The sequence below is a fragment of the Burkholderia aenigmatica genome (assembly GCF_902499175.1).
In the GTDB taxonomy this organism is placed as follows: Bacteria; Pseudomonadota; Gammaproteobacteria; order Burkholderiales; family Burkholderiaceae; genus Burkholderia; species Burkholderia aenigmatica.
Genome location: NZ_CABVQC010000001.1, coordinates 299177 through 312291 on the forward strand (window position 1 = coordinate 299177; position 13115 = coordinate 312291).

The 13115-nt window shown below is 62.5% G+C and carries 10 protein-coding genes; 1 reads left to right on the forward strand and 9 read right to left on the reverse strand.

Translation table 11 applies throughout. From position 1 onward, the window contains the following. The first annotated feature begins 141 nt into the window (after window positions 1-141). On the forward strand, window positions 142-1647 hold the full coding sequence (gene fliD, locus BDO18943_RS01370) for a flagellar filament capping protein FliD (protein ID WP_175020885.1): 1506 nt from the start codon (window positions 142-144) through the stop codon (window positions 1645-1647). Window positions 1648-1840: 193 nt separating this feature from the next. Here fliD and BDO18943_RS01375 read toward each other — a convergent pair whose 3' ends face one another. The 9 genes from BDO18943_RS01375 to BDO18943_RS01415 all read right to left on the reverse strand — a co-directional run bounded on the left by BDO18943_RS01375 (window position 1841) and on the right by BDO18943_RS01415 (window position 13115). Beyond that, a complete protein-coding gene (locus BDO18943_RS01375; protein WP_175020886.1) occupies window positions 1841-2488 on the reverse strand; it encodes a hypothetical protein in 648 nt (215 codons plus the stop codon). Between the two features lie 452 nt (window positions 2489-2940). Continuing rightward, on the reverse strand, window positions 2941-3945 hold the full coding sequence (locus BDO18943_RS01380; RefSeq protein WP_175020959.1) for a lysozyme inhibitor LprI family protein: 1005 nt from the start codon (window positions 3943-3945) through the stop codon (window positions 2941-2943). Between the two features lie 359 nt (window positions 3946-4304). After that, window positions 4305-4589 carry a hypothetical protein gene (locus BDO18943_RS01385; RefSeq protein WP_175020887.1) on the reverse strand — a complete coding sequence of 95 codons (285 nt, stop codon included), beginning with the start codon at window positions 4587-4589 and terminating at the stop codon, window positions 4305-4307. Between the two features lie 58 nt (window positions 4590-4647). Next, a complete protein-coding gene (locus BDO18943_RS01390) occupies window positions 4648-4908 on the reverse strand; it encodes a PAAR domain-containing protein (protein ID WP_043184013.1) in 261 nt (86 codons plus the stop codon). Between the two features lie 15 nt (window positions 4909-4923). Continuing rightward, the gene (locus BDO18943_RS01395; protein WP_235995741.1) at window positions 4924-5973 is read right to left on the reverse strand and encodes a DUF6708 domain-containing protein; all 1050 of its coding nucleotides are present in this window, start codon (window positions 5971-5973) and stop codon (window positions 4924-4926) included. 17 nt (window positions 5974-5990) lie between these two features. Further along, window positions 5991-8600: a T6SS effector BTH_I2691 family protein gene (locus BDO18943_RS01400; RefSeq protein WP_175020889.1), complete on the reverse strand. Its 2610-nt coding sequence runs from the start codon at window positions 8598-8600 to the stop codon at window positions 5991-5993. A 39-nt stretch (window positions 8601-8639) separates the two neighbouring features. After that, on the reverse strand, window positions 8640-9386 hold the full coding sequence (locus BDO18943_RS01405; protein WP_175020890.1) for a DUF4123 domain-containing protein: 747 nt from the start codon (window positions 9384-9386) through the stop codon (window positions 8640-8642). Window positions 9387-9395: 9 nt separating this feature from the next. Continuing rightward, window positions 9396-11867, reverse strand: a complete 2472-nt coding sequence (locus BDO18943_RS01410) for a type VI secretion system Vgr family protein (protein ID WP_175020891.1) — start codon at window positions 11865-11867, stop codon at window positions 9396-9398. 222 nt (window positions 11868-12089) lie between these two features. Beyond that, window positions 12090-13115, reverse strand: a complete 1026-nt coding sequence (locus tag BDO18943_RS01415) for a CobW family GTP-binding protein (protein ID WP_175020892.1) — start codon at window positions 13113-13115, stop codon at window positions 12090-12092.

A 13115-nucleotide genomic window follows, 5' to 3' on the forward strand; every position in this document is an offset into this window, starting at 1 on the left:
CGATTTAAATATACGATAGCGCACGTCCTTACGTTTCCCCGACACCGCCCGCGAGCGCCGGAACGCGTCGCACCGGAAACAGCCTGCAGGCCGACTCGGCAGCCGCTGGTCACAGGATCGCTTTTCAACCGGAGACCTCCCATGGCAACGAACACGCCCGTGAGCAGCAGCGCGAACGCGAGCAGCCTGATGCAAGAGGCGGCGCAATCGATCATCAACGGCTCGACCGGCAATCAGTCGATGGACGTCGGCACGCTCGTCAAGACGCTGGTGAACGCGAAAACAGCCGGCCGGGCCGCCGCGCTTGCCGCGTCGCAGACCACCGGCACCACGCGGATTTCCGCGTTCGGAGCACTGTCGTCCGCGCTGGGGGCGCTCGAGGCGGGCCTCACGCAGCTGACGAACGGTGGGCTGCAGTCGACGTTCACCGCGGTTGCGAGCGGCAAGGGCCTGACCGCGACGACCAGTGCGGGGGCGGTCGCCGGCATCTACACGGTCGGCGTCACGCAGATCGCGACCGCGCAGGCGCTGGCTTCGTCGGGTGTCGACGCAAGCAAGGCGCTCGGCACCGGCACGCTGACGCTGTCGCTCGGCAGCCAGTCGTTCAAGGTCGACGTCAACCGCTCGAACAACACGCTGCCGGGCATCGCGGCCGCGATCAACACCGCGTCGAACAACCCGGGAGTCAGCGCAACGGTCATCAACGGCACCGACGGCGCGCACCTCGTGCTCGCGTCGACCAAGACGGGCTCGGCGAACGCGATCAGCGTCGCGGTCGGCAACGTGGCCAACGACAACGGGCTGTCTAGCCTCGGCGTCACGTCGACGGCCGACACGTCCGGCGGCGCGTCGAAGATCCAGTCGGCGAACAGCGCCGCCGCGTGGCGGCAGAGCACCGTCGCGCAGGATGCGAAGTTCACGCTCAACGGCATCGCGTCGACCAGCGCAAGCAATGCGGTGTCGGGCGTGCTGAACGGCGTCACGCTGAACCTGTCGGCGGCCGCGGTCAGCGCGACCGATACGCAGACGCTGACGGTCAGCACCGACACGAAGTCGCAGGCAACGACGATCACGAATTTCGTGAACCTGTACAACACCGCCGTCAAGACGATGGGCACGCTGTCGAGCTTCACGCCAGGGGCGAGCTCGCAGGGGGTGTTGCTCGGCGATTCGACGCTGAACACGATCCGCAACTCGCTTGCTTCGGTCGTCGCGCGCGGCGTCGCCAACAGCAGCGGCCACGGGCACACCAACCTGATGTCGATCGGCATCTCGCTCGAGAAGGACGGCACGTTGAAGCTCGACAGCGCGAAGCTCGACGTTGCGCTGACCGCCAACCCGTCGGGCGTCGCGCATCTGTTCAACCCGAAGAACGGGATGGGCACGCGCATGGCCGAGCAGATCGCCCCCTTCACGAAGAAGGGCGGAATGATCGACGTGCGCACGAACGCGCTGAGCACCGACCTGAAGCGCGTCACGCAGCAGCAGTCCGATCTGGCCGACTACGCGTCGCAACTGACCAAGCAGTACCAGGCGCAGTTCACGGCGCTCAACGCGCTGATGGCCAAGATGAACTCGAACACGCAGTACCTGACGCGGCTGTTCGGCGGCGCCAACAGCAACGGCACGCTGGCGAACAAGGGATGAGTGTCCGGGCCGCTCGATGAGCGTAGTGGCGGCCGCCGGTTGACGGATCGACCGGCTCGCGCCGCCGCGCACGGTGTCGCGCCTGTACACATGGCTCACGCCCGGCGGTGGACAAGCGCGTCGGGCTTCCTTCCCCGGTTCGCGCAAGCGCGGCAGACGGCCTGCCCACGGGTCGCCAGAAGCGGGGGGGCTGTCAGCCGAGACCTTCGACGCGATCGGCGAACAAGTCGATCGCACGCGACACCTGACGCCCGAAATAACCGGGCCGCTCGCGCTCGTATGCGCGCAGCAGCGACGTGCATTCACGCTCCGCCCAGCGCCACACGGGGCCCTGTTTCGCGAACACCGGATGATCGTGCAGCTCGGCCGGTACCGTGTGTTCGTCGTCCCAGCCCCAGAAAAACGCCTGGTGCGGGCGCGCGAACGGCATCCCCAGATTGTTCGCCACGGTCTCGTCGTGGCGCAGCGTGAAATCGACGATTTCCTTGCGTGCGCGGCCGTCGATATCGTCGTGACGCGCCTCGATCCAGCAGTGATACCTCGCCAGTTGCGACAGATGCCGCGCGGTGCGGCGTCGCTCGCGCGTCGTGCACAGCGCATACAGGTTGCCGCCGCCGAAATCCAGCACTTCCCCGCCCGCGAACGGCCGGTAAGGCTGGCCGGTCAGCAGCGTCAGCACCCGCGCACCGACGATCGCGTAGTCGGCACATCGCATGTAGCCATTGCGCGTCGTCGCTTCCGACACGCTCCGGTGGACGACCTCGTCGATCACGGCGTGCAGCACCGCATCAACCGGTGCCGCCAGGATCGGTGGCTGGCTTGTCGTCATTACGTGTTGCATGGGAAGCGGATGCGGATTCAACAGTTCATCGGTAAAAAACGCTCCGCCGCATAATATTACTAATCGTTACAAGAGCGTCGAGGTGGTTTGATCAGATTTGTGTGCTTTTGTCGTCCGACGTGAACATACGCCGGTCAGCCGGTGGCGGTGGCGGATCGCGACGCGCAGCGGCTTGGGGCTTGCGGGCGGCGCGATGGGACGGATGAAGGTGGCGTCGTGCGGCGGTGCCGTGTCGGCTGCACGCCGGCACGCCGATGGGGTGCGACGTCGGTGCGATCGGGCGCCCGGTCGCGCGTGCCTTGCCCGATGCGCTCGAGAACAGCGCAACGGGCCCGGTCATGCGGCCCCGCCCGAGTTGCGCGCCCGGGAATCGACCGCGCCGCCGGCTCAGGCGCGCACAGCGCGAAAAGAATGGAGGTAGGCCGAGCAGCTCTGGCCGTCCTGCCCGCCCGTCACCGCATCACGTCGACCGGCAGCGTCTTGTCGAGATTGTCGTGCCACACCAGGATGGTCTTCGGCACGGTTTTCTTCCACGCCGGTACGTTCGTGTAATAGCGCATCCGGACGTTGTTCTGCGCGTCGAACACGAGCAGCCCGATCCACAGATCGTTGCCGCGCCGCATCACGATCGCTGCATTCGTCGTCGCGATGCCACGCACCCAGTACTTCGTCACGTGCGTGTTGAGCCCGTCGAGATCCTTTTCGTCGGCGCCGTAATTGACGATGTCGACGAGCGTCTGATAATCGGCGCCGAGCAGCTTGTGCGCGGTCGCGTTCTGCTGCGCATTGGCCAGCACGGCCAGGCTCACGAGATCCGCGGGCGGTTTCGCCTGTGCCTGCGCCGCCGTCACGTAGTCTCCCGAGTAGACGACGCCCGCACCGGCGCCGCAATCGCCATCGTCGCCGTGCTGGGCAACCTGCACGCGTGCACCCTTGCGACTGAAATCGAGCCGGCATTGATCGTGGCGGTACGTGCCGCTGTTGCCGTGCAGTTCGATATCACCGCCAAGCTCGCCAGTGTTCGCGCCGTTGTTGCCGCTCAGTTCGAAATGAAGACGCGGTGCCGTGCCGGTGAACGTCAGCATGCCGTCGAACGACGGGTTGTCGCTGTCGCGATACCACGTCTGCTGCCAGCGGTCAGCGGCCAACGGCGTGCCGTTCAGGCTCGCGAGCCGTTCGCGGTAGCGGTCGCCGAGGCACTGCTCGTCGCCGCCGCACTGGTCGCGCTGCTTGAGCCACTTCAATTGCGCGGCCTTCAGCGCAGCCGTATCGCCGCCCTTTGCGAGCGCCTTCTTCCACGCCGCCGCCAGTTCGCCGTCGAGCTTCGACAGCGCCGCATCCGCACAGATCGTCTTCTCGGTTGGCGACGCGGCTTTCGCGCAGTCGAAGCCGGCCGCATGCGTGGCCAGCGGCAGCAACAGCGGCAGCAGCGCGGCTGTCACGCGCAGGAATGACATGTTCAACTTGATTGCCTCATTTCAATAAGAACCGTACAAAAGAAACATTCGATCCCCAAACGCCGTCACGCACCAAGCACCCCGCGAGCGCGCCCACGCGGCGCTGATGCGGATGCGGATGCGGCCAGCGGCAACGTCATGCACGCCGCCCGGACGAAAAAAAATCAGGACCGGTGTCACGCAAATGAAGTCTGCTGCGATCCAAACGGCCATCGGCCTTCGCACCGGGTGCCATCGGTTCGGACAGGATCACGACGAAACCGACATCTGCACACGCGTTGATCTGCGGCCCACCGCAACAGCCTCGATCTGTTTCGGACAGCCTGGTTCCGGCATGACCTGACGGCCGTCACGCGCCGTCATCGATCGTTGTGCGTAGCGAGAAGGATACGAGCCAACGGATCGCGCAGCGCCGCCGCCGTGTCGCGACGATCCGACCTGCTCGCGATCGGATCAAACGGCTGCATGCCGGGCATGGCCGCGCGTCGCGTCAACCCCCGGCCGGTCTGCGCCGAACGGACCGGCCACTGAACATGACAGTTCATCGGCCCGTCCGACACGAAGCGCCGTTCGAGCGCCGCGAGCCGTTTCCCATACGCTTTCGCTTGCCGAGCCTCGAAAATGGTCGCGGAGCGTTCGAGCAAGCGCGATCATGCACGGATCCGTTCATCCGATCCACCGAACCGCTCACGCGCAACACCTTTATTCGAGCGACGAAATCAACTGCGCGCCGCATTCCGTCAAATCGTCATGAAAGGCGACCGGCGTGCCGTGATGGTTGCGGGTACTGTCTTGCGGAAGAATCCTGAACTGCCCGCCGCACTTTGGACACCATGTCAGGTGCCCCTTCAGCGCAACCGGAACGCCCAGTGCCGTCAAATCGTCGCTCGCCGTGATCACTTCGCCACCGTGGGTCGTCTTGTCGTGCAATCGGATCACGCCACGTCCGTTCTCGTCCTTCATCGTCTTCCCACCTTCTCAAATCTCGGCGGCTGGATCGTCGAGCCATGTCTCCGCATACGCCATGCCGTCGGCCCGACTTGTCCAGTTCTCGACCTGGGCCTTGGGATCATTCGGATATTCGCCGCGCTGCTGTGCGAGGACGGTATCGCCCCAGCCGACCGGGGTGCCCGCGCGAGGCTCGGCATACGGATCGTTCGAAGCGACCACGGAGATTGCTTCGATCGATTTCGGCCAGACCGGATCGCGGCACGTTGCGTTCGCCAGCATGCGCATTGCCGTGAAAACCAGGATCATCGGCATCATCAGCAGACGGACGAAAACAGGCGCACGCATCCCGAAGCTGTAGAGCGAAAACAGGAATGCCTCGCGTGGTGTTTCATTCCGGGTATGAAACAACATCGGCTTGGGCAAACCGTTGGGACCACTGTTCATGTATTTGCGCCAGTAGTTCCACTCGGCCAGCGCCATCTTGACCTGAATCTTGCCGCTCCATTCACGTCCGATGGAGAACACCTGCGTCACGTTGCCTTGTTCGTCGACCGTGTAATGTCTGATGTGAAAGACCGTTCCGAACGGGCTGTCTTCACGATGCAGGCAAAAAATGGAATCTTCGGTCCACGGAGCCTCCCATACCACATCCCCCTCGCCCTGCTTCGCGGAAAAGCGTCGCGCCCGGATCGCATATAGTTTTTGCGATTCACGGTGAAATCGAATCGGCCGGTATCGCAGGCCGAAGAACAGGCCGCGGCCTAGCTGCCAAACGATCGAACCGAACAGCAACACTGCAAAAATGGCAATGCCGTTCATCACGAAATCACCGGATGATCCATCGCGATGGGTGACATAATAAATATATGGCCCAATTCCCATCGCGACAAAAGCGATCGCAACACCGGTAATAAACCACTGCTTTTCCAGAAATGAAGGTTCGATCACATCCATGAATACGGAGTTGATGCTGAAGATCGATCCGAAATCCTGGATGTCAGGGCCAGAAGGTTGTTTTATCGACAGACGATGTGCCAAGTCCCACTCGGGAACTGGCATGCCAATGCATTTCTTCATCAAACGCTCATCCATCATCACCCCCCGATTGCCGAATCGAATGCCTTCAGCTCATCATCCAATGAACTATAGTGCTCGCCTTTGCTGAACCTGCATCGGGATATCCAGTCCTTGATTGCCGCTGCCTTGAAGTGAGCGATCAGGATGCCGACGATGATCGCAGCAACAAAAACAATCCAGAAAGGAGGGAGCCATGCAACGATAACTGCCGGCAAAACCGAGAAGAACGGCGATAGTGATATGTAAATACCGAGAACTCCGCCAATGGCATAGAGTCTGGCAAGACCTTTTTCTTTATTCGAATAAGCCTCGGGCATATTCTTTAACAAATCATAGCCGGCGAGCACTATGCCTGCGACGGCGCCGATTGTTCGTCCTACCCGCGCGCCTGTCTCGGCCCAGCCTTCGGCACCGGCCCATTGCTTCATGAGGTAAGCCGAGAGCGGATGAGCAGGCGCGGCCTTCACTGTTTCAGAGACGGATTCAACGATATTGCCGAGAATCGACACGAGCGAGCCCGTGAGCTTCAACAGGTTTTCGCCGTGGTTGAACTGATCGCTGCCGGCGTAATCCTTGTACGCAAAGGTGAGGGTGGCAAGCTGGAAAATTGCCGTGGCTACCCCCTGGTTGAATTTGTACGGTGACGACGAGCCCAACCATTTCCGAGTCGTTTCGACACCGGGGACCTTGATGACCTTGACGTCGCTCGCGTCAAGCGAGCCCGCCTTTACCCATGCGTCCGTGTCGAGTTCGTACGCGAACACAGCCGGGTCCGATGGCGGAGACGCCTTCACGACCTCCTTGCGGATATTGGCTGCGGCGGCCTGTTGACTGAGTTGGTCGCTGTCCACTGGCAAACCGAGCATCTCCCCCTGATTGACGATCCAGTTTCGCATTTGGGCTGGCGTGATGTGCGCGGCCTTGATTGGGGTGCCCGCGTGTAGCGCCAGACGAATGGTCACGAATCCGACTGCGGGTCCTTTCAGCCCCTTTGCAAGAATGTTTACGAAAGTATTCGCGGTGGTAAAGACAAGGCGGTCGATCAGGTTTGCCCCCTGATGCTTCTTTTCTATATCCTCGAATGCACTCTTGTAGATATTCATAAAATTTTCGTACTGGATATCGGAGCCATGCACTTGCGCGTCTGCGGCCTGGATAAGCTGCTCATGATTGAACATCAACGCACGTGCGTACAGGTTGCCGGTGTCCGATGCCCGACCGCTCAACCAGTCGTTGAGTACCTTCTGGCACTCCTCGGTACCCGCCGCCGTACCGATCGCTTGCGCACACGATTCGCTATAGGCATATCCGCTGCGGATGTCCTTCGGGTCATGTGTGCCGGCCATCCAGTCCGCGAGCAACTTTGACTTGAGCCAGCCGACATGCGCTTGCACGAGCGGTTGCCAGAACGGCTTGAACGCATCGAGCTTGTGCGGGTACTCCTCGTTGAGAAATTTGTCACGCGCACTCATGTCGATGACGCTGACGGGTTTGTTGTCCGCTCCTTTTTTGGTTGACGCTTCCTCCCAGGCTTCGTCAGCCGCCTTCCGTTGCGCACCGGGAACATCCCGCGCCTGGCGGGCGTCTTCATCCAGGGCCTTTGACAGACTACCGGTACTGAACCACCCCTTCACAATCCGATATGCACCCGAGATGTCGCCAGCACCGCCGCCCCCGCCGGGCGCCATCGCCATCGGATCGACGTCGACTTGCGCTGCAAGCTCACTCGACGCGTAACTTGCCCGGGTTTCTTCCCGTGCGTTCAATCGAACGCTGGCTTCGGCGCGCTCCAGCAATTGGGCCGAAATGAATTTCCAGTAGGTCTCGTTATCGAAACCGCTGTTCGTGTTGGGGACGGTCAGTTCGGCAAGGTCGTTGGTCATGCCAACGGGATCGTTGACAGCGATGACGAAACCTTTCTTGAGCGGAGATTCGGTCATCGCACCCTGGATGATCTTGGCGACGTCCTTCCGCCGCAATGCGATCTCGTCCTTGGGTGCACGGTTGCTGAACCCGAATGCGTCCTTCATCGCCGGCCCGTCCATCACGAAATGCGCGATATTTTTCTGGCTGGCCTGAAATTCACCGGTATCGGTCGCGTTGCCGGCGACCATCGCCGGAACGTTGATGCATTGCATATGCAGCTTGCGCCATTTCTCGTCCTTGATCTTGTTATAGACGAGGTCCTTGGTCCATAACACATTGGACCAGCCGATCCAGAAATTGCCCGCTTCGTCGCTGCCCGGCGTGTGTTGAACATTGACGCAACGCCCGTACGAGCCGGCCCAATCCCTGCCGGATGGGCAGCTACTCTCGGCGAGGCGTTCTGCAGATTGCGCAAGGGGCGGCGTGATATCCGGCGCAAACTTGAACAACACGCCGCCGTTCAGGACCATGTATGCGAACAGTTGCTTTCGCTTCTCGTCGTAGGTGTACAGGTATCCCTGACGCAACGCGCGGAGCGTGTATTTGGCCGATCCGACCGACTGTGGCGCGTTGGCATCGATCTTGAATTGACCGGATAGCGCGGGCGCTTTGGCCGCCCCCAGCGGACAAGCGATCGCGTATCGGACCGGATAGATCAGCAGCGACTCTCGGTCGCACATCGGACAGCCTTTCCTGGGCATGGTCGATCCTCGGAATTAGGTCAAGTGAGTTGACAGGTATTACTCACTCGCAAGCTCATGCGACAGCTGTTGCCACGCGGCGTCAACCAGTTCATCGGTAGCGGAATGGTGGCCGTTCTCCGCGGCGGCGTTGAGAAACGAATCGGCCATGGACGGAAACCTAGAGGCCTGCCACACCGAGAAACCAGAAAATCGGCGGCGTATCCGATCGACGATTTCGCTTCGATTGATGCGCGGCCATTGATCGACGCGCGGCCAGCCAAGCGACTGCCCGACGGGATCGGCTTCGACACCGGGGCCGTCGACGTGCCATATGTGACCCGCCCATGCGAACTGCCACGCCTGTATCGGGCCCAGAAGCGCCTGCTGCTGGTCCGGACTGAAAATCGCCAACGCCAGGGCGAACACGCGCGGATCGTAGTGCCGCCAGAAAACAGGCTCGCCACCCGCATCCGGGCCGACCAGATAGCGCGCAATATGCGCGGCGACGCCGTCGATCTCAACGGCGCTCCTGATCCATGCGCAAGCAACAGGTGGGCGTTCAGCGTCGATTTCTTCATGCCAGTATCGAGTGACCGTCTGTTGAACGTCCGCATCGAGCGAACCCAGATCAATCAGCCTTGGCATCAGCTCTTCGCGATGTGCCAGCACGCGCGGCGTGCAGGGACGCATATCCAGTGCAGCAAGATCGGGCGCGTAGTCGAGCGTCGCCGGCTCGACCAGCAGATAGCCCGACGTGAGCGGCCCCGGCTGGTCCACGGCGATTTGCATGGCGGGGGAAGACATGTTCATCCGTCAGGAGAGCGAAACCGACGCCTGACCGGCTTGCGCAGCGTCGCCCGCGACCGGTGCACACAAATCCGAACCCGGAAACTTCGCCGGCACGCTCTGCGGCCCGACCGTATCGTGACTGCCGGCGTGAATCCTGTTTTCGCCGGGCGTGTAGCCGACGATACCTTTCGCGCTGACCTCGAACTGGCTATTACCCGCGGTCAGGCGAATCCCCTGCTTGGCGGTGAGGTTGATCCAGTCCGTCGTGCTGATGATCGCGACAACCTTCTTCGCCAGCAATTCCAGCTCGTCGTTTTCCGCATGCACTTGCACCTTGCCGCTCGCGGCGATCAGCTTCATTCCCATCTTGTGCACGAACAGCGAGAACTTGTCCGACACGCTCGCGAAAAACGACTTGCCGGTCGCGACCGACAGGCTATCGCCAGCCGTGACGCCCACGTGCTGCCCACCCGTGACGTGCACCGTCGCGGGGGTCGTGACGGCAATGCCTGCCGCGCCGGCCAACAGCAGGTGCGCTTCGTCGAGCTCCGGGAAGTCACCTTTGTCGCTGCTGCCCGTCGCCCCCGCACCCTGAATGCCGTCCACCTGCGATTTCAGCGCATCGGCGATCGGCGTCTGGTCTGCCCCGCTGTCCTGCGCCTGATAGTGCTGCGCGAGCTTGGCCGATTGCGCATGAAGCGTCTGCGCCTTGGTCAGGCGTGACGCCGGCTCACTCACGTCCGAGAGGTGCCCTTGCGCGGCAGGACGCACCTCGGTGCTGATGACCATGCCCTTACCGGACCGGATCGCGCCCACCTGGTCGGTACGCAGTTCGAAGCCCTCGCCGCGCGCGTCCTTTCGACCCTGCCAATCCTCGATGCGGGTGATCTTGCCGAGCGAGAGCTGGCTCGCCGCATGGTCGGACCGAAGCTGCGCCTGAATGGCGTTCGCCGTATCGTCGAAAATCAGGTGATTGCTACGGCCGCCCGACGCGTTGCCGTCGGCACCGTTCAATTCCCGGCTGCGAATGCCCATCAGCGCATGCTCGTCCGGCAGCTTCCACGACGGCACGTTGCGCGCGTTCATCATGCGGCCCGTGATGATCGGGTGGTCCGGATTGCCGTCGAGCCATTGCACGATCACTTCGGACCCGATCCGGGGCAGCGCCGCCATCCCCTGGCCGCCGCCGGCCCAGCCGCTCGCGACCCGCACCCAGGTCGAATACTTGCCGTCGCGATCCCAGTGGAATTGAACCAGCACGCGGCCGTGTTCGTCCGTGTGAATGCTCGTGCCGGACTGACCGACAACGGTCGCTGTCTGCGGCGCGAGAATCTTCGTCTGGACGCTGTTGAAGCCGCGCCCGGGCCGCCATGGCGTCGCCTTGGGAACACACGTGAACGCGTTGCGGTATTCCGCCAGCACACCCGTGTCCTGCAGATAGTTGTTGGTCGCCACGTGCCGGACCGAGACGATCAGGTATTCGTCGTCGCGTTGCTCGCGGCTCAGCGCCGACCCATAACGGTCCGTGAGCCTGAACCAGCGGCCCGGCTGCACGAAGCGATTGTTGCCCTTTGCATCGAAGCGCTTGATCGTCGCTTCGATTTCCTCCATCCGGCGATTGACGACCTGATAGCCGTGGTCCATGTTCCGGTAGCCGTACGCGCCGACATACTCGTTCCATTCGAGTTGCGGCAGCGTGGCGTCGGGGCTCAACAGGCCCGTTTGAACATGGGTCGGTGTCGGGGCCTTGAAGTCGAAACGGGACAGTTCCGCATGCGTCGACGTTGTCTGCTGGAATGGCGACCAGCTCAGAATGCTGTCCGCTTCCTCCGCGCCCATGCCATTGTGGAAGCGGATTTCATGATGCCTGCCGTCGATCGTGGGTGCGGGACGCGTCGGATCGGAGACGGTCAGCTTGTGCGACGTAGCCGTGTGCTCGTACCAGTACAGATAACCCGCGTGTTCCCAGCGCCGATGCACGTAGTTGTGGTCGTCTTCGTCGAACTGACAGGCCATCGTCATCGGCGGATCGTTCTCGCCGACCTTCCACGCCCACTCGGGCAATATGCCGTAGTCCTTAAATACTGTCGCCGTCTGATCGTGCAGATTCTGGTCGAGGAACAGGCGATTGTGCTTGCCGTACTTCAGATAGCGCAGCCAGGGTCCGACCTGCAGCTCGTAGAACACCCAGCCGCCGTCCGTGCGAACGTGCCGGAACGCGAAGATATGCCCATTGAAATATCGTTGCGTGCCGTCGCCGCGCAACAGGCTCACCGTCACGCGCTTGCCGATGAAATCCTTCGATTCGAGATGGTCGTTGTCCGACAGGATTTCGATCGTGTAAGCGAAATCCTTCGATAAGGATTCAACCCCATCGAATGCGTTCGGCAGAAGGATTCTGTAAGGCGCGTTATCGTCCGGAAAGCTGATCTGCACTTGCCGGTTGTGCTGCGGGCCCAGCGCAAGGTCTCTCAGGGCTTGTGCTGTGTTCTCCATTGTTCTTATCCCTTATCCGGGCGCGAAGTGCCGCGGGCCCTTCGTACGCCTGACGTGCGTCATCAAAAGTAGGGCCGGTCGATGCCCGTGCCCACCGCAACGTGCCGCGATAAGCTCAGACGTATACCACAAAGCCCTGCGAAGACCCACTGGGAAAATTGTTACGCAGATTGAAGGCGGATTCACGCCTTCCATCACTCGGCATCGCTTATTACGGATGCCTTACTTGGTTGACTGGAAGCATGTCGGCGCAACCGTTTCGGCAATTGCGCTGCACTGCACGATGCCGTCGCGCAACACGGCCTGCGCAGCCGCGTCGATGATGCCGATGAAGACCATCACACCGTCCCCGTCGAGCGGAGCCAGCCCTTCGTCCTCCATCGACGAAAAGCGGATGCGCCGCGCCGCGACCTGGCAGACGCGCGTGGCGACCGCCCCTTTCGCATCGGTCACCCGCACGATGCCCTTCGCGCGCAGGATCGTGCGCGGCAACGCCTTCAGCCACGCGCGCAGCCGCGCCTTGTCGAGCACATCCGGCGCGGCGACGGTGACGCTCGCGAACGCCGGCATCGCGTCATGTCCGATCGGCCGGTGCGCACGCGCGATGTCCGGCACGCTCATGCGATCGGGCACGGCTGCGTCGAACAGCAGCGCGAGCGGAATCTCGCCATGCCGCGCGGCAACGACGATATCGGTCGGAGCGCACGCGCGCACGTCGTCGAGCACCGCGTCGCGCTGTGCGGGCGCCACGCGGTCGAGCTTGGTCACGACGATCGCACCCGCGCCATCGAGCTGGCGCTGCGCCATCGCACCGACGAGCGGATCGGCGAGCGTGTCGCGCCACGCAATCGCATCGGCGACAACGAGCACCGACGTCAGCCGGAATGCACCGTTCAGCAGTCCGATCTGTGCGATCTTCGCGGGATCGGCCACCCCGCTCGCTTCGACGAGCAGCAGTTCGGGCCGTACGTCGCGTGTCGCGACGCGCGTCAGTGCATCGACAAGCGCGCCGCCGATCGTGCAGCAGATGCAGCCGTTGTCGAGCTCGATCACGTCGTCGCCACGCGCACGCACGAGCCGCGCATCGATGTTCACCGCGCCGAAATCGTTGACGAGCACCGCGATGCGCCGGCCATGCGGTGCCTGCAGGATCGCGTTGACGACCGTCGTCTTGCCTGCGCCGAGATAGCCGCCGATCACCGCGAGGTCGATCGGCGCACGCGCGGCCTCGGCGGGCGCAACCGGCAT